21 protein-coding genes and 1 pseudogene are annotated in these 20,568 nt (G+C 68.5%); 13 read left to right on the top strand and 9 right to left on the bottom strand.

Annotation, left to right across the window (positions count from 1 at the left end):
- Positions 1-125: 125 nt before the first annotated feature.
- Complete coding sequence (locus O3W51_RS36990; protein ID WP_138351965.1) at positions 126-467, bottom strand: ArsR/SmtB family transcription factor; 342 nt, start codon at positions 465-467, stop codon at positions 126-128.
- A gap of 232 nt (positions 468-699) precedes the next feature.
- Positions 700-1,569 (bottom strand): universal stress protein, encoded by an 870-nt coding sequence (locus O3W51_RS36985; protein ID WP_187145185.1) that lies wholly within the window; start codon positions 1,567-1,569, stop codon positions 700-702.
- Positions 1,570-2,067: 498 nt separating this feature from the next.
- Between O3W51_RS36985 and O3W51_RS36980 the strand changes: the two genes are divergently transcribed.
- The gene (locus tag O3W51_RS36980) at positions 2,068-2,532 is read left to right on the top strand and encodes a pyridoxamine 5'-phosphate oxidase family protein (RefSeq protein ID WP_138351964.1); all 465 of its coding nucleotides are present in this window, start codon (positions 2,068-2,070) and stop codon (positions 2,530-2,532) included.
- Positions 2,533-2,699: 167 nt separating this feature from the next.
- Here the strand turns inward: O3W51_RS36980 and O3W51_RS36975 are convergent, their stop codons facing one another.
- From O3W51_RS36975 to O3W51_RS36965, 4 genes are all read right to left on the bottom strand, one after another.
- Entirely contained in the window at positions 2,700-3,185 is a 486-nt protein-coding gene (locus O3W51_RS36975; RefSeq protein ID WP_232486268.1) for a general stress protein, read from the bottom strand.
- 118 nt (positions 3,186-3,303) lie between these two features.
- Positions 3,304-3,630 carry a universal stress protein gene (locus O3W51_RS36970; protein WP_138351963.1) on the bottom strand — a complete coding sequence of 109 codons (327 nt, stop codon included), beginning with the start codon at positions 3,628-3,630 and terminating at the stop codon, positions 3,304-3,306.
- Positions 3,560-3,880: a DUF5133 domain-containing protein gene (locus tag O3W51_RS49040; RefSeq protein ID WP_443048380.1), complete on the bottom strand. Its 321-nt coding sequence runs from the start codon at positions 3,878-3,880 to the stop codon at positions 3,560-3,562. Before O3W51_RS49040 ends, O3W51_RS36970 begins: the two co-directional genes overlap by 71 nt.
- A gap of 83 nt (positions 3,881-3,963) precedes the next feature.
- Positions 3,964-4,821 carry a universal stress protein gene (locus tag O3W51_RS36965; protein WP_269288474.1) on the bottom strand — a complete coding sequence of 286 codons (858 nt, stop codon included), beginning with the start codon at positions 4,819-4,821 and terminating at the stop codon, positions 3,964-3,966.
- Between the two features lie 447 nt (positions 4,822-5,268).
- Here O3W51_RS36965 and O3W51_RS36960 point away from each other — a divergent pair, with 447 nt between their 5' ends.
- From O3W51_RS36960 to O3W51_RS36945, 5 genes and pseudogenes are all read left to right on the top strand, one after another.
- Complete coding sequence (locus O3W51_RS36960) at positions 5,269-5,922, top strand: universal stress protein (protein ID WP_331284120.1); 654 nt, start codon at positions 5,269-5,271, stop codon at positions 5,920-5,922.
- Positions 5,835-6,170, top strand: a complete 336-nt coding sequence (locus tag O3W51_RS48570) for a universal stress protein (RefSeq protein ID WP_331284119.1) — start codon at positions 5,835-5,837, stop codon at positions 6,168-6,170. The genes O3W51_RS36960 and O3W51_RS48570 overlap by 88 nt, the downstream gene beginning before the upstream one ends.
- 216 nt (positions 6,171-6,386) lie before the next feature.
- Positions 6,387-7,967 (top strand): annotated as a pseudogene (locus O3W51_RS36955) (oleate hydratase); the annotation flags it as partial.
- Positions 7,968-8,081: 114 nt separating this feature from the next.
- Complete coding sequence (locus O3W51_RS36950; RefSeq protein WP_269288473.1) at positions 8,082-8,807, top strand: universal stress protein; 726 nt, start codon at positions 8,082-8,084, stop codon at positions 8,805-8,807.
- A gap of 292 nt (positions 8,808-9,099) precedes the next feature.
- Positions 9,100-9,819 (top strand): CBS domain-containing protein, encoded by a 720-nt coding sequence (locus O3W51_RS36945; protein ID WP_269288472.1) that lies wholly within the window; start codon positions 9,100-9,102, stop codon positions 9,817-9,819.
- A gap of 188 nt (positions 9,820-10,007) precedes the next feature.
- Here O3W51_RS36945 and sulP read toward each other — a convergent pair whose 3' ends face one another.
- On the bottom strand, positions 10,008-11,690 hold the full coding sequence (gene sulP / locus O3W51_RS36940; RefSeq protein WP_269288471.1) for a sulfate permease: 1,683 nt from the start codon (positions 11,688-11,690) through the stop codon (positions 10,008-10,010).
- Positions 11,691-11,874: 184 nt separating this feature from the next.
- A complete protein-coding gene (locus tag O3W51_RS36935; protein ID WP_198359490.1) occupies positions 11,875-12,315 on the bottom strand; it encodes an Hsp20/alpha crystallin family protein in 441 nt (146 codons plus the stop codon).
- 204 nt (positions 12,316-12,519) lie between these two features.
- On the opposite strand from O3W51_RS36935, the gene O3W51_RS36930 reads away from it, so the two are divergent.
- Entirely contained in the window at positions 12,520-12,732 is a 213-nt protein-coding gene (locus O3W51_RS36930) for a hypothetical protein (protein WP_269288470.1), read from the top strand.
- A 167-nt stretch (positions 12,733-12,899) separates the two neighbouring features.
- Positions 12,900-13,154 carry a hypothetical protein gene (locus O3W51_RS36925; RefSeq protein WP_232486265.1) on the top strand — a complete coding sequence of 85 codons (255 nt, stop codon included), beginning with the start codon at positions 12,900-12,902 and terminating at the stop codon, positions 13,152-13,154.
- 26 nt (positions 13,155-13,180) lie between these two features.
- Here O3W51_RS36925 and O3W51_RS36920 read toward each other — a convergent pair whose 3' ends face one another.
- Positions 13,181-14,950 carry an MOSC and FAD-binding oxidoreductase domain-containing protein gene (locus O3W51_RS36920; protein WP_269288469.1) on the bottom strand — a complete coding sequence of 590 codons (1,770 nt, stop codon included), beginning with the start codon at positions 14,948-14,950 and terminating at the stop codon, positions 13,181-13,183.
- Positions 14,951-15,755: 805 nt separating this feature from the next.
- Here O3W51_RS36920 and O3W51_RS36910 point away from each other — a divergent pair.
- The 5 genes from O3W51_RS36910 to O3W51_RS36890 all read left to right on the top strand — a co-directional run bounded on the left by O3W51_RS36910 (position 15,756) and on the right by O3W51_RS36890 (position 20,566).
- Positions 15,756-16,373, top strand: coding sequence for a VOC family protein (locus O3W51_RS36910; RefSeq protein WP_331284118.1), 618 nt, complete (start codon positions 15,756-15,758; stop codon positions 16,371-16,373).
- Positions 16,374-17,177: 804 nt separating this feature from the next.
- Positions 17,178-18,251 carry an iron chelate uptake ABC transporter family permease subunit gene (locus O3W51_RS36905; protein ID WP_138351955.1) on the top strand — a complete coding sequence of 358 codons (1,074 nt, stop codon included), beginning with the start codon at positions 17,178-17,180 and terminating at the stop codon, positions 18,249-18,251.
- Positions 18,248-19,330, top strand: coding sequence for a FecCD family ABC transporter permease (locus O3W51_RS36900; RefSeq protein ID WP_269288468.1), 1,083 nt, complete (start codon positions 18,248-18,250; stop codon positions 19,328-19,330). The genes O3W51_RS36905 and O3W51_RS36900 overlap by 4 nt, the downstream gene beginning before the upstream one ends.
- The gene (locus O3W51_RS36895) at positions 19,327-20,232 is read left to right on the top strand and encodes an ABC transporter ATP-binding protein (protein WP_138351954.1); all 906 of its coding nucleotides are present in this window, start codon (positions 19,327-19,329) and stop codon (positions 20,230-20,232) included. Before O3W51_RS36900 ends, O3W51_RS36895 begins: the two co-directional genes overlap by 4 nt.
- Before the next feature lie 91 nt (positions 20,233-20,323).
- Positions 20,324-20,566, top strand: a complete 243-nt coding sequence (locus O3W51_RS36890; protein ID WP_138351953.1) for an MbtH family protein — start codon at positions 20,324-20,326, stop codon at positions 20,564-20,566.
- Positions 20,567-20,568 lie beyond the last annotated feature (2 nt).

Here is a 20,568-nt window from a genome sequence, read left to right as displayed (position 1 = left end):
GATCCGGTACGCCACGATGTGCTCGGCCAGCAGATCCCGGCGCGGCTGCCGTCGCATCCCGGAGAAATCCGCCCGGACCGGGAGCAGCGAGCGGATCGAACCCCAGGCATCGTGCAGCACCGTAGTCACCGGGAGACGACCTCGTTCTTCCGCAGCTCGGCAAGAAGCTCGTTCTGGCCGGTGAGAACCTGCGCGAGGATGGTGCGCGCCACGGACATCAACACGGCCACGTCTCCGCCGGCCAGCGCGTACACCACGGTCGAACCGTCCCGGGTGGACGTGACGATCCCGGACCGCCGCAGCACGGCGAGCTGCTGCGACAGGCTCGACGGCTCCACCTCGATCGCCGTCAGCAGCTTGCGGACCGGTATGGGCCCCTCCTGCAGCAGCTCCAGCACCCGGATCCGCACCGGATGCGCGAGCATCCGGAAGAAGTCTGCCTTGGCCTGATACAGCGGAACCGCCACAGCGCGCCCTCCTCATCGCCGGCTTCCACCGGACTGGGCTTCGTCCTGTGCCATCGATGACTGCAGACACAGCACTCACAGCATGTAATGAATTGCCAGTTTTTGCAATTCTATCAAAGCGCATGAGGATGTCGGAGCTGGAGGGCGAGCAGTCGCCGCGCACACCGGTTGTGAGCTCAACGGCCTTGGCCGTGGACGCACCGCCTCCGTTCGGGGGCTGTGCTCCGCGTTGTCAGTCGTGGGCGATGACGGCGACAGGGGCGGTGGCGTGGTGCAGCACGGCGTGGGCGACCGGCCCGAGATGGGCGCCCAGGGGCGAGCGGCGCAGATGCCGGCCGACGATGACGAGGTCCGCGCCCACCGAAGCCTGAACCAGTCGGCTGCCGGCAGGTCCCATGAACGCCTGGGAGTCCGCGCGAACGGAGGGGAACTTGTCTCGCCACGGCTTCAGCATGTCGTCCAGCATCTGCGTGACACTCCGGCCGATGTCCCGTTCGTTGTCGGGGTCGAAGAAGGGGATGTACTCGTAGGCGGGAGGAAGCTTCCAGCCATGCACGGCCCGCAGGGCGCACTTGCGACGGGCGGCTTCCTCGAAGGCGAAGGAGAGGAGTCTGTCGGCGGCTTCGTGGATGTCCACGCCCACGACGATCTCGCCGTACCCGGCGGGCTCCGTGGGCCCGGTTTCCCGCGGCGGCCGTACGAGGGCCACCGGGGTTTCCGTGGCCGCGAGCGTCGACATGCCCACCGAACCGACGAAGAAGCCGACCAGGCTGCCCAGGCCTCGGGAGCCGAGGACGAGCAGCTCTGCGTCGGTGGCCTCGGCCGCCAGGGCTGCGGCCGGCCTGCCGGAGAGACAGCGGATGGTGATCTCCAGGCCCGGGTACCGGCGGCGTACGTCCTCCGAAGCCTCGGTGAGCGCCTCGTCGGCCCATCGGTCGGCGCTCTCCCGGCCCGACCTCGGAATGGCTGGGCTCATGGGCCAGTCGACCGCGTGGACGAGTCGCAGCGGGACCTCCCGCAAGGATGCCTCCCGTGCACCCCATATGGCTGCTGTCCGGCTCTCGAGTGACCCGTCGATGCCGACGGTCACATGGTGTTTCATGGCGGGAGCCTCCTGGGGGCACGTTCCAGCGGTAGCCGGCGGAGCGGGGGGTCTGCGGTCTTTCAGAGTGGCCCGGGACAAGGATGCGGAGGAGGGGCCAAACGGCCCCTGGTCGGACCGACCAGCCCCCTGCCCACCCCCGGGATGCCGGACCGGATCACGCACTCCGCACGCAGCAGCCTGCTGTTGGGGAGGGTGTACTCGGGGACTCTTGGCCCACGTCTGAGACCTGAACGGCCCTCCGCGTGGAGAGTCCGCTGTGGCAGCGTGAGAGCTGGACCCTTGGTGGTTCTCGGTGAGGAGGAACCGTGGAAAGTACCACGAGCGGCTCGGAACTCGGCTCCGTCGTACACGGACTGCTCCACCGGGCACACTGCCCGGTGCTCACGGTTCCTCTCGGCTGAGGATCACGACGGCGACGGCCCCAGCCGCGCAGGAAGCACTCGGTGTTCGGGACAGCGGTGATCTGTAGGGGAGTTGGAGAGGGAGGCGATCAGGATGTACCACGGGATCACCCCGAGAACGCCGACGGCTGATCGCACCGCAATCGGGCCGCGGCATACGGCGACGCTCGAACCCGACGAAGCCCTGAGACTGCTCGGCACGGTCGCTCTCGGCCGCATCGTCTTCACCCGCCACGCACTGCCGGCAGTATGCCCGGTCAACCACATCATCGACGCTGGGGACATCGTCCTCTGGGGTTTCGACGGCGGAGATATCGCCGCGCTCACGGCGCCCGACGACTGCCCCGGCATTGTCGTGGCCTATGAGGCCGATGCCATCGACCCGAAGACGGACCTCGGTTGGAGCGTGGTCGTCACTGGCTATGCGATGCCCGTTACGGACGGCCGCGACGGCCAGCGGTATGGGGAACTGCTCCGTCCGTTGATCGGCGGCCCGATGGGCCGCGTGCTGAGCATTCGGCCCGGTCTCATCACCGGATTCCGTCTTGAGAAGGCCTGACCACCACGTTGGGTGGTACCAGGTCACGGTGAGTGTGTCGTCCACCCGGTGCGTTCCGAAGCGCCACAGAGCCGGCCGACGGGGGACCCGCCGGCCGGCTCTGTGGGGCCGGACTGTCTCCTAGCGTCGAGGGCAGCGGCGGACCGTGGTCTCGGCCTGCCAGGTGCTCACCGGGTGCTGAGTACTGATCGCGCGTGATCGCCGTGCGACGCCATGACCAGTACTTGATAACGGCTGGGAATGACGGCGCTTCTGGACGTGAAATCCCGGCGTCCCGCGGTCATGGCGAACTGGAACAGCGCGAAGATCCCGCCGAACAGCACACCCCAGCTCAGGCCCCAGACCATGGCCTTCCAGAAGGCTGTCGTGCTCAGGATGCTCAGCAGCAGGCCGACGAAGGCTCCGAACCATGCTCCGCTCGTGGCTCCGTACAGCAGAGCGCGCTCCCAGTTCAGCCGCCCGGTGATCTGCTCCACCATCCGGAGGTCGCTTCCGACGATCTGGGTGGTCTCCACTTCGAATTCGTGGTCGGCGAGGTAGTCGACGACGCTCTGCGCCTCGTCGTAGGTGGGGAAGGAGCCGAGTGACACCTGCTCGCCCGGATGCCGTTCGACGGGTCCTCGTCCTGGTTTCACTGCTGTCGTGTTCATCATGGCTGCCTCCCGGCATGATCGATGGTCCGCGGATCCGATGGCGCCGGTGTGGCGATGGGCAGGGGCCGACCAAGCTCTCTTTCGCGGGGCGGTACGGAGGAGCTGGCCGGCAGGCATCTCATTCAGGAACGACGACGACCGGGCACGGTGCGTGCTGGACGCAGTGCTGGCTGACCGAGCCGAGGAGGATCCCGGCGAAGGTGCCGTGTCCCCTGGTGCCCACGGTCAACAGCTGGGCTCCCGCTGCTGCGGCCAGCAGGACCTCCGCGGGATGGCCTTCCACCACGCGGGCCAGCACTTCGACCGGCCGGTCGAGGCGCTCCGACTCGTTCGCGACGACCTCGTCGAGGTTCTTCTGGATGCTGGCGGCGATGTCACCGAGGTCGATGACGCCGGGTACCCACCCGTAGCTGTACGTGTACATGTCGGGGTTCTGCCATGTCATCGATGTCACGTGCACCGGTGGAGACACGCAACGTGTACGAAACGTCCTGGAGTCGCCGGTGAAGGTCCGGGTTGGAAGTGGCGCTGTGAGCGAGTGCCTGTTGCTCTGCACCCAGCGTGCTCTGCCGTCCCCGGATGCGTGAGGGGCCGAAGGTCCCGCTGAACGCCGAATGGTCCTCGTGGATCAGTCTGGTCGGGCCCTTCAAAGGCGACGACAACCGTGCGTGCAAGGACCAGAACCTGCGATGCACCGGGCCGTATCGCGGCCGCTGCGTGGTGTGCGCCCCCTGAGTGGTCCTCCCTGGTGCAAGGCGGCCGCCTCCGGCGGCGGGGGTCAGCGAGCGGGCACGATCGCCACCGGGCACGGGGCATGGTGCAGCATGGCGTGGTTCACCGAACCGAGTTGGAGGCCCGGATGCTCGTGCCGGCGGCGTGCGCCGAGTACGAGAAGGTCTGCTCCGGCAGCCGCACGCAGCAAGCTGGAGGCAGACCGGCCCTGCACAGCATTGCGCCGTACCCGCAGACCGCTGACTCCCGTCTCGGGAAGGGGCACTGCGCCCAGCAGGTTCTGTGCGCGGTCGGCCGCCGCACCGGCGTCCATCACCACTGACACCCCCGACATGTCGATCTCGGGGCGCCATGCGTGCACGAGCTCCAGGTCGGCATGTCCCGCCGCCGCTTCCTCGACCGCGAACTCCGCCGCTGCTGAAACATCGTGCGACCCCACACCCAGTACCACACGGCCGCGCCCGACCTCCGCGGGCTCACGTTCACCGCGAACCACCACGACGGGGTACGCGGCCCTCGCGGCGACCCGCAGGCTCACCGAGCCGAGCAGCAACCCGGGGAATCCGCCGTGGCCGCGGATTCCCAGCACCAGCAGCGGGGAGTAGCGCTGCAGGCCCAGCAGCGCGGACAGGACGTCCTCGGCGAGCATTTCGGTATCCACCGCTACGCCGGGCCGGCGCGCGGACGCCCGTTCGGCCGCGGAGTCCAGGATGTCCTCGATTGCCTTACGCTCGGGCGCGAGTTCAATGTCGTCCACGGTTTCCTGTTCGAACTGCTCCCAGACAGAAGCGTGGACGAGCCGCAGCCGCGCTCCGCGGCGGAAGGCGTCGTCCACCGCCCAGTCCACGGCTCGCAGACTCTCCGGAGAGCCGTCAACGGCCGCCAGCACGCATGCAATGCTCATGATCTTCTCCACACCTCGACAGGCCGATTCCGGCCATGTGTGCGACGACTGCCGACCGGTCGCTTGACTCGATCCGTCGGCGGCTGCGAAACCGCACCTTCTGTCAGTTCACACGCGGTGTGCCGCACGCGGTAGGGCCGGTCGGTCCCGCTCGCCCGCGCAGTAGGCCCCTTGCATGGGCCGGTGCCCGACCCCGGGGCGAACGGTCAGTGTGCGCGGGTCACCGTCGGTGACCGGCGTCGTGCCGGCCTTCCTGGCGGCGCCCTCCTGCAGACTTGCTCGCGCTTACAGGGCGCACTTGACGGTCGAGCGATACTGCGTCAACCGTGCCGCGGGTAAGGCCGATCGGTCCCGGAGCGGGCCGTGCGGCCCCTGTCCCGGGCGTGTGGAGAGCTGGAGGCTGCTGTCGAACGAGTTCACCGAAACTCTCTTCTGGAGGTAACTCTCGTGTCCGCTCCCATTGCTGTCGGCCTGGACGGCTCCCCTGAAAGCATGGCCGGCGCTCGCTGGGCGGCCCGTGATGCGCTGCGCAGGAACCTGCCAGTGCGGCTCGTCCATGTCTGGAACTGGCATCCCCATCCCGGCGAGACATCTGACGGCTTGGAAGCACAACGCCACTGGGCCCAGCGGATACCGCGCGAGGCCGCCGCTGAGCTCACCCGGGAGTACCCCGCGCTGGAGATCGTCATTGACCAGGTGGGAGGGCAACCCGCGGCTGTTCTCCCGGTCGTCGCGGAAGAAGCCGAGCTTCTGGTTCTCGGCTCCCTCCAGGCGAAGGGCATTTCGGGCTTCCTCGTCGGATCAGCGTCGTTGGCAACGGTCGCCTGCGCCGAGCGGCCGGTGGTTCTCATACGGTCCGGCGAGACCGCGCAGGACGAACACCAACCCGACGAAGCCGGGCTTGCGTCGACCGTCACTCCGTACCGCGATGTGGTACTCGGCCTCGATCTCGCACGGCCCTGCGACGAACTGCTCGAGTCGCCTTCGACGCAGCTCTGCAACGCTCCGCGAGGTTGCGCGTCATCCATTGCTGGAAGCTGCCGTCGGCCTACAAGCACCGCGACGCAACGGTCGGCAGCACTCCGGAATCCGCTCTCGTAACTCAACAGGCGCATGCCCTGACCGAGATGCTGCGTCCCTGGCGGGACAAGTATCCCGCAGTAGAGCTGATCGAAGAGTCCGTGCCGGGAAGGCCTGCGGAGCACCTGCTGACCGCCTCTGCGGACACGTCACTCCTGGTCGTCGGTCGGCGCACCAGCCACTCACCGATCGGCAGGCATATCGGCCCCATCACACTCGCCGTGCTCCACCACTGCTCGGCACCGGTCGCGGTGGCACCGCACGCCTGAGAGCCCTGGCGCGACGGGGCTGGGGTTCCGGGCCCTGCGGCTCGATCTCATGAACACTGTTGGACCGGTCGGACGGGCCGGGGGTGGCCATTAGGCCCTGGCCGCAGCATTGATCACCGCGAAGAGTGGTGATCCCGGGGGACGAGCCGCCGGCGGCCCGCAGCAGATGGCGTTTCGGCCGGTGACAGCTGTGGGCGCAGTGACGATGAAGAGGAGCATGTTATGGCCAAGGCATATCTTGTGGGGAGCGGCATCGCTGCACTGTCAGCCGCCGCTCTCCTGATCCGCGACGGCGGATTCGCGGGCTGTGACATCCACCTGCTGGAGGAGCAGGAGGTGATCGGTGGCAGCCTGGATGCGGGAGGCACCGCGGAGACCGGGTACTCGATGCGGGGCGGCCGAATGTTCGAGGGCCAGTTCCGTTGTACCTACGATCTGCTGTCGTCCATCCCCTCCGTCGACGACCCGTCGATTTCGGTTACCGAGGACACCTTCGCTGCTCACGAAGCCTTTCCCTGGGATGACGCTGCCCGCTTGGTCGACAGCGACGGGAAGATCATCGATGTCCGCTCCATGGGCTTCTCCGAACGCGACCGCCTCGAACTGGTCGCCTGCATGGCCACTCCCGAGCGCCTCCTGAACCGAAAGCGGATCTCCGACTGCTTCGGCGAAGAGTTCTTCGCCACCAACTTCTGGTACATGTGGTGCACGACCTTCGCGTTCGAGCCATGGCACAGTGCCATCGAGTTCCGGCGCTACCTCAACCGCTTCGTGCACCTGTTCCCGACTTTCGGCACCATGTCAGGGATCTACCGGACCCGGTACAACCAGTACGACTCCATCGTGCGTCCGCTCCAGAAGTGGCTGAACGACCAAGGCGTGACCACCCGCACCGGCTGCCTGGTCACCGACCTGGCGTTCGCACCGGGTGACGCGACCACCGTCGAGCGGATCCTGTACACCCACGGTGGTCTCAGAGAAGACATCCACGTAGCGCCCGACGACCTCGTTCTCGTCACCAACGGATCCATGACCGCCAATTCCAGTCTGGGATCCGATACCGCGGCCCCGATACCCGTCATTGCTGCCTCCGAACAGCCGGGGTCCTGGCGGCTCTGGCAGTGGCTGGCCCGAGGACGCGACGACTTCGGTAACCCTCACGTCTTCGACCGGAGTGTGAAGGACTCCACTTGGGAGTCCTTCACGGTCACCTGCAAGGACCCACTGTTCGTCGAGCTCATGGAGGCGCTGAGCGGGCGCGAGGCCGGCGAGGGCGGTCTGATGACCTTCCCGTCCTCCAGTTGGCTGCTCACCATCGTGCTGAACCACCAGCCGGTGTACCGCGAGCAGCCCGACGGCGTCACGGTCTGGTGGGGCTACGGGCTCTTCCCGGATCGATCCGGTGACTACGTCGGCAAGCCGATGACCGACTGCACAGGGCAGGAGATTCTGCGCGAGGTCCTGCACCACCTGAAATTCGAAGCGAACCTGGACCGCATTGCGGAGACCTCGACCGTCATCCCGTGCCTGATGCCCTACATCACCAGCCAGTTCCTGGTCCGTGAGCACGGTGACCGTCCGCAGGTAGTACCGAAGGGCTCCACCAACCTGGCCTTCATCGGCCAGTTCGCCGAGGTTCCCGATGACGTGGTCTTCACGGTGGAGTACTCGGTACGCACCGCCTGGACCGCCGTCAACACACTCCTCAAGCTCGGCAAGGAGCCGCCGTCGGTCTATAAGGGACAGCGCGATCCGCGAGTGCTCATGAACGCGCTGACCACGATGCATCAGCGGTAATGCTCCCAACCGGTCTGCGGCCTGCTGCAGACCAGGGACTGACCGACCCAAGCGGAAACTCCTATGTCGAGCCGAAAGTGGAGTCCGGAGGTGAGCTCCATGGGGGAGCGTTGTGTGGTCGCTGGTGTGGACGGTTCCGTTCAGGGTCTGGAGACTGCTGAATGGGCAGCGGCGGAGGCGCAACGGCGTCGCTGCGCATTACGGTTGATGGCTTCCGGGTTACCTGGTGGCCTTGACGGGGTGCTGGCCGCTGTAAGGGTGCGGCATCCCGCGCTGTCGATGACGACTCAGCGAGATGAGCGCCCGCAGTCCGCCCTCCTTTCGGCTTCGGCCGGTGCCGGCCTCCTCGTGATCAGTGCGATGAACCGCGATGCCAGACAGATTGCCGCCGGCGCACAGTGCCCCGTGGTCCTGGTACGGGAAGCCACAGCCGGCGAGATCGTCCTTGGGTTTGACGCGCGCCACCCGGCGGCAACTGCGACCGGCTTCGCTTTTGACGCCGCGCAACGGCAGGGCTGTCGGCTACGCGTGGTGCACGCCTGGCGGCTGCCGGCGCCAGTGAAGGGCCGTGCGCGGTACACGGTTCTGGAGGAGGACCGGGCCGAATGGGAGGACGAGGAAGTGCAGGTCCTCCATGACGCGTTGCGTCGCTGGCGGGAGAAGTACGCCAAGGTGGATGTTCTTCCGGATGTGCGGCTGTTCACCGCGTCGTGGGCTCTGGTGAACGCGTCTGCGCACGCGGGACTGGTCGTGTTGGGACGCGGACCGGACGGGCTCGGCCCGGTGGGGCACGCGGTCGCCGAATTCGCGGAGAGTCCGGTCGCGTTCGTTCCGGCCTGACGCACACCGCCGGTGACAGGACCGGGTCGATGCCGGTTCCACCACCGAAGCCGCGCAGCGTTCTGGCCTCAGGGCTGGGGACAACCGGCATGGGACAGGCTGCGTGGCGTCGGGGTCGCCTTCTCGAGGTGAGCCGGACTGGACGGATCCCGCTGCGGCGGGGTGCCCGCTGATGAGTGGACCGTACGGCCCACGCCGCAGGGCCGGGCGGCCTCTGGAAAGGCGGCTCGCACAGGTGGACGCTGAAGTCGTCACCGCAGAAGGGCGTTCACACCGAGATGGGGAATCAGTGATGAGGCACAACAGGATCACCGACGTGATGACGGCCAATGTCGTCAAGGCCGTCCACGCCACGCCGTTCAAAGTGGTCGCAGAGCAGCTGTCCCGGCACGGCATCAGCGGACTTCCCGTCGTCGACGGCGACGACAAGGTCATCGGTGTCATCTCCGAGACGGACCTGATGATGCGCCAGGCCGCGAGCGTCGCTGAAACCGCTTCGCGGTGGAGCCGGCTCTTCCGCGGCCACCGCCGGGAGCAGATCAAGGTAAGGGCCCGTACCGCGGGGCAGCTGATGTCCCAGCCGGCGGTCACGGTGCACGCAGAGGACTCCATCGCCGAGGCCGCCCGCACCATGATGGAGCAGAAGGTGGAGCGGCTGCCCGTCGTCGACGAGCAGGACCGCCTGATCGGCATCGTCACCCGCCGCGACCTGCTCCAGGTCTTCCTGCGGCCGGACAGCGACATCCGCCGCGATGTGATCGACCAGGTGCTGGTCCGCACCCTGTGGGTCGTCCCGCAGGCCATCGGCGTCACCGTGGATGATGGGGTGGTGACGCTGGAGGGGCGGCTGGAACGCCGCAGCGAGATCGGCATCGCGCTACGTCTTACCCCGCTGATCGACGGAGTGGTCTCCGTGGTCGACAAGCTCACGTACCAGCTCGACGACTCGCACCTGAAGGTTGCCGAACCGGCACTGCACGGTGTGGCCGACGACTGGATCCGGAAGCTCTGAGGAACCGCGGAACGGGCACAGAGGCGACGAAACCGTGAAGGAAGTCCGGCGATCGTGGCGTTGGCGGTCCGATCGCTACGACGCTGTTCCGGCAGGATCGAAGGATGGTGAATCCGGTGCGGAGTGGTCGGAGCGGCGGCCTCCTTGCCGTTCTGCCGCACGGATCCCGCCCCCGGTCCTGCCCTTCGTCAGGGAGCGCCTGCCCCGTGGCGCTTCGCGAGCCAGTCCTGATAGGCCGCCACGGCAGTGGGCAACGTGGCGAAGATCCTTTCCGGGCCGATCGCCTCGGTCAGTCCGTACGCGTCCAGGTCGTCGCGCAGTTCTTGCTTCACACGGGCGAGGGCGAACACGATGCCGCGCCGGCCGAGTTCCTTGCGCAGGGATTCGACCGCGTCCAGTGCGGTGATGTCGACCTCGACATTGGCTTCTGTGTTGAGGATTAACCAGGCCACCGGCCCCCGGTGTTCGTCGACGGCGGACAGGGCGCGGCGGCGGAAGTTCTCGGCGTTGGCGAAGAAGAGTGGTGAGTCGTAGCGGTAGATGACCAGCCCGGTGATCGTACGAGCCTGCGGATAGTCGTCGACATCATGCATCCCGGCCATCCCGGGGACCCGTCCCTCGATCGCGTTGTGCGGGCGGGCCACCCGGGCCAGCATCTCGGCGACGGAGAGGCCGACGGCGACCAGCACGCCGTAGAGGATGTCCAGAGCCAGGACGCCGACGAGGCAGCCGAGCGCCAGCAACAGCTCTCTGCGGCGGAATGCGGCCAGCCGCCGGAAACCGGGCAGGTCGATCAGCCGTAGAGCGGCGTAGACGACGATGGCGCCCAGCACGGTCGCCGGGATATGGGCCAGCAACCGGCTTGCGACCAGCAGCACGGCGAGCACGGCGCCGAGCGCTACGAGGGAGTAGGCCTGGGTGCGGCCGCCCGCCGCGTCGGCGAGCGCCGTACGGCTGGCGCTGCTGCTCACCGGGAAGCCGTGCAGGGCTCCGGCGCCGAGGTTCGCGGCGCCCAGCGCCAGCAGCTCCTGATTGGCGTCGAGCTGGTGACCGCCGTCCTGTGTCGCGAAGGCGCGGGCGGTGAGGATGACGTCCGTGTAGCCGACCAGCAGTACTCCGAGCGCGGGCAGCAGCAGGTGCGGCAGGTCGCCCGGGTCCGGCAGTGCGGGTCGGGGCAACCCCGAGGGGATGGCGCCGATGACGGTGATCCCGTGGTGCTCCAGCCCGAAGACGGCGACAACAGCGGTTCCCAGGACGACGAGGAGCAGCGGCCCCGGCAGCCGGGGGAAGTAGCTCTGCACCGCGAAGAGGAAGACCAGGGCCGCCGTGGCGAAGGCCAGCGTGGCCGGATGGGCCTGCGGAACGTGCCGGGCGAAGGAGAACAGCTGCGGGAAGAACTCCGTCCCGTGCACGGGCACGCCGGTCAGCCGGGGTAGCTGGTCCACGATCATGATCAGGGCCACCCCCGCCATGTAGCCGACGAGAACCGGCCGGGACAGCAGATCGGCGACGAAGCCCAACCGCCCCGCCCAGGCGACGAGGCAGAGCAGCCCGACCGCGACCGCGAGAGCAGCGCACAGAACCGCGTACCGGGCCGGGTCCCCGGCGGCGAGCGGCCCGATGACGGTGGCGGTCATCAGCGCCGTGGTGGACTCCGGCCCGACCGACAGCTTCCGGGACGAGCCCAGCAGCGCGTAGAGCAACAGCGGCGGCACGATCGCCCACAGGCCGGCGACCGGCGGCAACCCCGCCAGCCCCGCATACGCCATCACCTGAGGAACCAGGTAGGCCGCCACGGTCACCCCGGCGAGCAGATCTCCGCGCAGCCAGGCCCGCCGGTAGCCGGACAGCACGACAAGCCCCGGCAGCAAGTGCCTGCCAGCCTCTACCACCCGGGCACGCAACTCCCCCCGCTCCGCTGGACGGTCGCCGCCGGAGGATCCTGGCGTGGGACCGGTATCTCTGGGAGCGTGCGGCCGCCCCGACCGCGGACCGGAGTCGCGCGGTCGGGATCGTCGTTCCCCGTCCCGGCCGTGCCGGGGGATCACGGGGTTCTCACGCGTCGGCGCGCTGCACCTTGATGGTGCGCGCCCCGGTCTTCGGCTCTGTGACCGGGACGTTCACGGTGAGGACGCCGTCCTTGTAGTCGGCCGTGGTCTCGTCCGCCCGGGCGCCCGCGGGCAGCCGGACGGAACGGGCGAACGCTCCGTAGCGGAAGTCCGAGTGGTGCCTGCCCTCGGCCTTCTCCGTCCGCTCGGCGCGGATGACCAGCACATCGCCGTCGATGCTGATCTCGACATCCTGGTCCGGGTCGATTCCGGGCAACTCGGCCTTCACGACGTACGCGCCCTCGGCCAGCTTCTGCTCGATGCGGATGCCGTGCAGTCCGGGCACGTTCCGCATTCCCGGCACCGCGGGGATGCCGGCCTCGATCCAGTCGAACAGTTCCGGCAGCAGCGGCGGCCATCCCTGGCGCCGTTCCAGTTTCGCACTCATCGCTTCCTCCTCGCGTCGAACGTTCACGGACTGTGCGGGTGCGATTCCAGGATCCTGTTCCCTGCTGTACCGCATCAGGGGCCGTACGGCCTACACATGACCGGCCGTACGGGTCCCGAATGACCCATCCGGCCCCGGGCGGAGGGCGCGCAGCGGGGGGAGGCTGAGGGACGGAAGCTCCTGTTGACGAGCAGATGTGAGGAGATGACCGCCGTGTATACGACCCTGACCGCGGACTTCTGGACGCTCTTTGTGTACATGTTGGGCGCCGCAATGGTGCTGGTACTGGTTGCGACCCTCGCCGCCGAGGCAGTCGTGGACCGGCTGTCCGCTCGGCGCACGCGGCGGTCGCAGATCCGCCGGATCCCGGATGCTGTCCTGGCCCGGCCCCGGCAGCCGCACCACGCGCACTATTGAGCGCAGGGGCTGCGCAGGGGCTGCGCAGGAGGACCGAACTGCCCGTTCCTGTGCCTGTACGGACGACGTACGGCCGCGGATGTTCCGCGGCGCGGCCGGGGCTCTCGCCGGCCGCGCCACTGTGCCGTGGAGCCGAAGAACGCTCAACGGCCCGTGAAGCAGGACCGATGTTCCCTGTCGGCCACGTCAGGGGAGGGCTCTGCTGGGGGGAAGGTGAGCGGGACGCCGCGCTCGAGGCCACGGACAACGTGGAAGCCGCGTACCGGACCTTCCGCCGGTCCGGCGTGCGACGGCTCCCGGCCCTGGACGGAGAACGCCTCGTCGTCGCACTCACCGTCGATGACCTGCTCCTGGACGTCTTCCAGCGCCTCGCGGACTCGCTCGGAGCGGCGCAGGGAACGGATACGGGCGCAGCAGCGTGACGCCCTTGGCTGCGGACGCAAGCCGGTCACATGTCCAGGACCAAATCGGCAGGCGGCGTCGAACAACAGATGAAGGCGCTTCCCTCGGCGGGGAGGTCTACGGGCTCCGGGGAGTAGTCGACGTGGCCCGAAAGCAGCCCGGTCTCGCAGGTGTGACAGACCCCGGTGCGGCAGGACCAGCGCACGGGCACGTCGCATGCCTCGGCGAGCTCTAGCAGGGTCCCGTAGTCGCGGTGCCAGGGGACGGTCAGCCCGCTGCGAGCGAAGGACACGGACGGCCCCGCCTGTCCGCCGGGAAGATGGGCCGGCTGGTGCGGTGCCCTGGCGGATCCCGCCACCACACCGGGGGTGACGGCGGACGCGGCCCCGAAGATCTCGGTGTGGATACGCGAGGACGGCATGCCACAGGACTCCAGGGCTTCGGACAAGTCCTGCATGAACGCGCCTGGACCGCAAAGGTAGGCGTCGGCGTCCGGAGGCAGCTCGAGGGCGCGGATCCGCTCGACGCTGAGCCGCCCCGTCATCGTGTAGTCGATACCTGGGCGGTCAACGCTGCGCGGACGGCTGTAGGAGACAAATGACCGGCCTGCGGGCAGCCGGGAGAGCAGCGCGTGCACTTCGTCGGCGAAGGGGTGGTTCTCGCCGTCTCGAGCCGCCTGCAGCCACCACACCGGGCGCCGTGAGGGTTTCGCGGCCAGAGCGTGGAGCATGGCCAGGACCGGAGTGGCGCCGACACCGGCGGACAGCAGCAGAACAGGAGTATCCGCGTCCGCCAGCAGGAATGTACCGCGCGGAGCGGCGACATCGAGAACATCGTCCACTTTCACGTGCTGAGAAAGGTAGGTGCTGGCGAGACCGTGCGGTTCCTGCTTGACACTGATGCGGTAGGTCTCGGCGCCCGGTCGGCCGGACAACGAGTAGTTCCGGATGACCGGGGAGGCCTGTGGGTCCGGCCGCAAGCGGACTCCGAGGAACTGCCCCGGCAACGCGGCTGGGAGCGGTTCACCGTCAACTGACGCCAGAGTGAGCGAGAAAATACTCGCGCTCTCCGGTTCGATGCGGACGACTTCGAGCGGGCGGAACCCGGGCCATGCCGGAGGCGGGCTGGTGACGCTGAGCCCACTGTTGCCGCCCACGGCGCCAGGGCCGCGATCCGCGTCGTCGAGCAAGGCTCGCAGCGACGTCTTCCACCCAGGGCTCAGTGCTGGGATGCGCAAGGCGCGTTCGAGCTGCGGCCGGGCGTGACCGGGCAGGTAGAGCAGCGCGTCGATCTCTGCGACCGTCATCTCCTCGGGGCCCGAGACGACTTTTACGATCTCGTCTCCTGCCTGCACCTGCCCTTCTGCCAGCACGCGCATGTAGAAGCCCGGGCGGCGGTGGGACACGAGCAGGGCGGCCATCCGAGGTTCTCCCAGCCGCAACCCCACCCGGTAGCACGTCACCCGGGGTTGCGTGACCTCGAAGAGCGCACCGCCGATCTCGTAGCGGTCGCCGATGCACACCTCGTCGTCGGCGAGTCCCTCCACGGTGAAGTTCTCGCCGAACTGGCCGTACGTGAAGTCGTCCCGCTTCATGTGCTCCTGCCAGTGGCGGTAGGAGTCCAGCTGGTAGACCAGTACGGCACGCTGCTCGCCGCCATGCCCGGATAGGTCGCCTTGCCCGTCGCCGTCCAGATTGAGCCGCCGCGCCATCAGGGGTCCGGCGACAGGGTGCTTCCAGATGGCGGTATGCGTGGTCCTGCCATGCCAGGCAACGCCTTTCGGCATGCCGACGTTCACGGCGATCAGAGTGGCCATACGATATCCATTCTCTCGAGCGCAGCCGCCATATGGGCGCGAAGCCGACATTACGCCCGCTAGGCGCATACATACGCGGGTCTCGACTGGCCCGTCCGGCGTTCGATGACCTCCCTCGGGCCCTGGCTCTCTGGAGTGCGGCTCGAAATCGCCCTGAGCCGAGCGGGGCGTGTGCCGTCGCGCGGCCATCCTCCGGTCGGGGCGCCCCTGCGGCGTCACGGGCAACTGCCCGCGGCGATGGAATGGTGCGCCATCAAGGAAACCTCCTCGCACGGTTCAGCTGACTGCCGGCTTCAGCGGGCCCCAGACGGTGACGAGGGGGCCATTCCACGTATGCCGCACGGAACCCGCTAGGCGTGGCGCACCGGTCCCTGCACACCAGCGAACGCCAGCACGTGCGTGACCACGACCACGGATGGGCCGGACGGGTGACTTTTGAGGTAGTACTCGAGGGCAGATGTTGTGTCAGGGCGGTGGCCACGTCGTGCAGAACTACCAGCCTGGTCGATCACGCCCACTTGGCCGTCCCCTCCGTGCTCGCTCACTGACCAAGGGTGGACTCCGGTCCGCCCCGAAGGCTCTCGCGTTCGAGTACGCCACTCGCGGGATCCGCAGCAACGCGAACTGCCTGAGCGTCGGTTGCTGACCCCTCACCGCACGAGCCGTACCTGGCACGCGGGACGCTCTGGCCCGTGACCTCCCTGGCCCACATCGACCCCTGCCATGCGCTGGGGGTGCCCCGGTGATCGGGCCGTGCAAGTCTCGCCTTGTCGGCATTTTCGGACGAGCGCAGGAGGCGCGGGTCATGGACATGAAGCTCGAAGTCGTCGTGGTGCCGGTGGCCGATGTCGACCGGGCCAAGGACTTTTGCACAGGGCTGGGTTGGCGGCTCGACGCCGACGTCGCCACCGACGAGAACTTCCGGGTGGTGCAGGTGACCCCGCCCGGCTCGCCGGCGTCGGTCATCTTCGGCACCTCGGTCACCTCCCAGGCACCGGGCTCGGCTCAGGGACTCCACCTGATCGTCAACGCGATCGAGGCCGCCCACGACCAGCTCAAGCAACTCGGCGCCGACCCGAGCGAGGTGTTCCACGACGCAGGCGGTGTCTTCCACCACGCCGGAACCGACGCCCGAGTAACAGGCCCGGATCCGCGACGCAGCAGCTACGGCTCGTTCCTGTCATTCAGCGACCCGGACGGCAACGGCTGGGTCCTGCAGGAGATCACCACCCGGCTTCCGGGACGAATGGACCCCACGGTCACCACCTTCTCGTCTTCCTCGGACCTCGCGGCCGCGCTGCGCCGCGCCGCGGCCGCACACGGCGGGCACGAGGCGCGCACCGGCGCGCAGGATCCGAACTGGCCGGACTGGTACGCGGACTACATGGTGCGCGAGCAGGCCGGAACCGAGCTGCCTTCGTGAGCGCCCGCAACTCCGCCCGACGCCAGGGATGGGGAGTGATCGAGCGCGGAGTGTGCCCTCATCGGGCAGTGCACCTGTCCGGAGAGCGTCAACTGGTGCGGTGGCCGTCGTTCGATGGGAGGACAGCGCCCGCAAGGGCCGTTCCAGGTCGATGTAGCGGAACTCGTACACGACCTCGTCGAATGCACAACGGATGAAACTACCCGCACCGGGTTGGGTGCTCAATGGGATATGAACGGCATTTCGTCTGACATGGGTGTGCTCCGGCAGGGGGCTCCTCCTCGGCAAGGGGGCCTTCGCGATCTTCCGGGGGCTTGCTGTGTCGGCGGGGTCGAGGGTGCAGGGTTTGGCGGGCGCTGGGTGCGGTGGGTCTCGGGTCTGCACCGGTGAAGGCCAACTCGGCCGGTGCCAAGACCGGATGGCGGACGGGGTGGGCTTCTTTCGCTCGTCCGCCCTCCGGCTGCGGAGCGATTACGCCTCGCGACCAAAGCGTTCACGAATGCCCGTCCGGGCGAATCGGGGTGCCGGTTCCAGAAGCCTGGCGCCCGCGCCCGCCCGTCGTCCGGTGGCCCGGACTCTCCCCGGATGGGATGCCCGAGGAACCGCACTGGGTCCTGTGCGCCGGCGACAACGTTCGTTTCCGTCCGTTTTGGGTGGAGCATGCTACTTGCCTTGGGTCATGGGGGCAGCGGATGATCGACGCTTGGATTAGGTTAGCCTGTCTTAACTAAGATGGGCGCCTGTCTTCGACGGCTATGCGTCTGTCCGGCTGTGTGTACCTGTGGCTTGTGAGGATGTACGGGAATGCGTGCTCGGGTGTCTGATCGGCCGCCTCGGGCGGTGAAGGCGCAGCGTTCAGCGGGGACGACCGGTATAGCCGCGTCGGACGCGCGCCGCGCGGGGTGGCTGCTGGCGTGTGTGGCGCTCCTCGCGGTGGCGTGCCTGTTGAGCATCGCGGTGGGGACACGGACGATCGGAGTGCACACCACCTGGGACGCGTTCGCCCACTACACCGGCACCGATGAGCAGACGATCGTGCGGGAACTGCGGGTTCCGCGGTTGGTGCTGGGACTGCTGACCGGGGTGGCGCTGGGGGTGTGCGGCGCGCTGATCCAGGCGGTGACGCGCAACCCGCTGGCCGACACCCAGATCCTCGGGGTCAACGCGGGCGCGGCGCTGTTCGTGGTGTTCGCCGTCGGCGTGCTCGGGCTGACCAGCATCTGGTCGTACGTCTGGTTCGCCTTCGCCGGGGTGGCTGTGGCGATGGTGGCGGTGTACGCCCTGGGGTCCATCGGGCGCGGCGGTGCCACGCCGGTGCGGCTCACCCTGGCGGGGGTCGCGCTCGGAGCGGTGATGGACGGACTCTCCGCCGGCATCCGTCTCGTACGGCCGCGGGCCTTCGACTATCTGCGGTTCTGGGACGTGGGGACGCTCGGGGGGCGTCCGATGAGCATCGCGCTGGCGGTGGCACCGTTCATCGGGGTGGGGCTGCTGCTGGCGCTGACGGTCGCGCGGTCGCTGAACGCCGTCGCGATGGGTGACGACATCGCGCGCTCGCTGGGCGCGGACATCACCCGTACCCGGGTACTCGCGGTTCTGGCGGTGATGCTGTTGGCGGGTGCGTCGACGGCTGCGGTCGGGCCGATCGGGTTCGTCGGGCTGATGGTGCCGCACGCGGTGCGCTGGCTGGTCGGCCCCGACCAGCGCTGGATCCTCGCCTTCACGGTCGTCTGCGCGCCCGTCCTGATGCTGAGCGCCGACGTCATAGGGCGGCTGGTGATCCGGCCGGCGGAACTGCAGGCCGGGATCGTCACGGCGTTCGTCGGAGCGCCGGTGCTGATCTGGATGGTCCGTCGTTCGAACGTCAGCGCGCTGTGAAGGCCCTGACGCGCCGCCAGGACGGCGCTCCCCGGGTCGACTTCGGCCACCGGGTCATGGTGCTCCGGCCGTCGGCGGCTGTCTCGGTGCGGCTGAGCGTCCGGACGACGGTGGTCTGCGCGATCCTCCTGCTGCTGACGCTGGTGGTCGGTGTGCTGGCGCTGGGTACCGGCGAATTCTCCCTCCCTCCGGACCAGGTCGTACGCGCCCTCACCGGCCAGGAATCCGGCTGGGCCCGGCTGGTGGTGGTGGAGTGGCGGCTGCCACGGGTGGTCCTGGCGCTGCTCATCGGGTCCGCGCTGGGACTCAGCGGCGCGGTGTTCCAGTCCCTGATGCGCAACCCGCTGGGCAGCCCCGACGTGATCGGTTTCAACACCGGTGCGTACACAGGCGTCCTGGTGGCCACGGCCTACGTCGGCCATGACTACGCGCAGACCTCGGTGGGCGCGCTGGTCGGCGGGCTGCTCACCGCCGCGGTGGTCTATCTGCTGGCCTACCGGCAGGGGGTGCAGGGGTTCCGTCTGATCATCGTCGGGATAGCGGTCAGCGCTGTCCTCGGCTCGGTCAACCAGTGGTTCATCATCAAGGCGGATCTGCAGACGGCCTACGCGGCAGCGTTGTGGGACCAGGGCACCCTCAATGACCTGAGCTGGGACCAGGTGCCACCGGTGGCGTACGCGGTCGGGGCGCTCAGTCTGCTCCTGGTGGCGATGGGCCCGTCGCTGCGGCTGCTGGAACTCGGTGACGACGCGGCCTCCGCGCTCGGGGTCCGGCGCGAGCCGGTGCGGCTGGCGTATCTGGCGGTCGGGGTGGCGCTGACCGCGGTGGCGACCGCCGCCGCCGGGCCGATCTCCTTCGTCGCGCTGGCGGCCCCGCAGATCGCGGCGCGGCTCACCCGGGCCCCGGGGATCGCGCTGGTGCCCTCCGCGGTGACCGGAGCGCTGCTGCTCCTGGTCGGGGACTTCCTCGCGGTGCGGCTGTTCGCTCCCACTCAACTGCCGGTGGGAGTGGTGACCGTGAGCTTGGGCGGCGCTTACTTCGCCTGGTTGCTCGCCAGGAACACGAGAGGCCGGAAATGAATGCCACCCCCGCACCGAGCGACACGGCGCAGAGCGATGCCGTTGAGACTACTGGGTCCGCACAGACTGAGGCCGGCCTTACGCCCGCACGACTGCACGCCCAGGGCGTGACCATCGGCTACGACCAGCGGGCCATCTGCGAGGACCTCAGTGTGGAGGTGCCCGACGGGCGATTCACGGTCATCGTCGGTCCGAACGCCTGCGGGAAGTCGACGCTGCTGCGGGCGCTGTCCCGGCTGCTGCGCCCGAGGCGCGGGCGGGTCGTGCTGGACGGCCGGGATATTCACGGCTATCCGGCCAAGGAGGTCGCCCGGCGACTGGGTCTGCTCGCCCAGTCGTCGACCGCACCCGAGGGAATCTCGGTGGCCGACCTGGTCGCCCGCGGACGTTTCCCGCACCAGAAGCTGATCCGGCAGTGGTCGGCCCACGACGAGGCCGCGGTACTCGAGGCGATGGAGGCCACCGGGGTCACCGACCTGTCCGGTCGGCTGGTCGACACTTTGTCCGGCGGGCAGCGCCAACGAGTGTGGCTGGCGATGGTCCTGGCACAGCAGACCTCGATCATGCTTCTCGACGAGCCGACGACCTTCTTGGACATCGCCCACCAGGTCGAGGTGCTGGAGCTGTGCGTACGGCTCAACCGGGAGCAGCGCGCCACGATGGTGGCGGTGCTGCACGACCTCAACCACGCCTGCCGCTACGCCGATCACCTCATCGCGATGAAGGCCGGGCGGATCGTGGCGCAGGGCGACCCCCGGGAGATCGTCACCGCGGAGCTGGTCGAGGAGGTCTTCGGGCTGCGCTGCCGCATCATCGACGACCCCGAGACGCACACCCCGCTGATCATCCCCCGGTCCGGAATCGTGACCGCACCCCGGACCGCGACCACGATCCATGGTTAGGTTAGGCTAACCTCTGCACATCTCGCGCATCACTTACATCGTGCAGATCGCGCCTGTTCCGGGGCGCCCAGCGGCCATTTGAGGAGACCCCGTGTCCGACAACCCCTTCGACGACGACAGCGGCAGCTTCTACGTGCTGGTCAACGACGAGGAGCAGTACTCGCTGTGGCCGACCTTCAAGGAAGTCCCGCGGGGCTGGGCGATAGCCCTCGGCCAGGGACCGGGAGCCCCGCGCCAGGAGTGCCTGGACTACATCGACCGCACCTGGACGGACCTGCGTCCCCGGAGCCTGCGCGAGCGGATGACCGCCGACGCCGACTCCGTCGCGCACTGACC

This window comes from Streptomyces sp. H39-C1 (genome assembly GCF_027158125.1).
GTDB classification, from domain to species: Bacteria; Actinomycetota; Actinomycetes; order Streptomycetales; family Streptomycetaceae; genus Actinacidiphila; species Actinacidiphila fildesensis.
Note: the sequence above shows the minus strand (reverse complement) of the source record. Positions and strands in the feature narration are given on the sequence as shown.

Coding starts and splice junctions, on each gene's coding strand:
- O3W51_RS36930 (WP_269288470.1), top strand. CDS start 12,520: ATGACCGCCGTGTATACGACCCTGACCGCGGACTTCTGGACGCTCTTT.
- O3W51_RS36935 (WP_198359490.1), bottom strand. CDS start 12,315: ATGAGTGCGAAACTGGAACGGCGCCAGGGATGGCCGCCGCTGCTGCCG.
- O3W51_RS36985 (WP_187145185.1), bottom strand. CDS start 1,569: ATGAAACACCATGTGACCGTCGGCATCGACGGGTCACTCGAGAGCCGG.
- O3W51_RS36970 (WP_138351963.1), bottom strand. CDS start 3,630: ATGACATGGCAGAACCCCGACATGTACACGTACAGCTACGGGTGGGTA.
- O3W51_RS36895 (WP_138351954.1), top strand. CDS start 19,327: ATGAATGCCACCCCCGCACCGAGCGACACGGCGCAGAGCGATGCCGTT.
- O3W51_RS36965 (WP_269288474.1), bottom strand. CDS start 4,821: ATGAGCATTGCATGCGTGCTGGCGGCCGTTGACGGCTCTCCGGAGAGT.
- O3W51_RS36905 (WP_138351955.1), top strand. CDS start 17,178: ATGCGTGCTCGGGTGTCTGATCGGCCGCCTCGGGCGGTGAAGGCGCAG.
- O3W51_RS36980 (WP_138351964.1), top strand. CDS start 2,068: ATGTACCACGGGATCACCCCGAGAACGCCGACGGCTGATCGCACCGCA.
- O3W51_RS36920 (WP_269288469.1), bottom strand. CDS start 14,950: ATGGCCACTCTGATCGCCGTGAACGTCGGCATGCCGAAAGGCGTTGCC.
- O3W51_RS36945 (WP_269288472.1), top strand. CDS start 9,100: ATGAGGCACAACAGGATCACCGACGTGATGACGGCCAATGTCGTCAAG.
- O3W51_RS36910 (WP_331284118.1), top strand. CDS start 15,756: ATGGACATGAAGCTCGAAGTCGTCGTGGTGCCGGTGGCCGATGTCGAC.
- O3W51_RS36925 (WP_232486265.1), top strand. CDS start 12,900: ATGTTCCCTGTCGGCCACGTCAGGGGAGGGCTCTGCTGGGGGGAAGGT.
- O3W51_RS36975 (WP_232486268.1), bottom strand. CDS start 3,185: ATGATGAACACGACAGCAGTGAAACCAGGACGAGGACCCGTCGAACGG.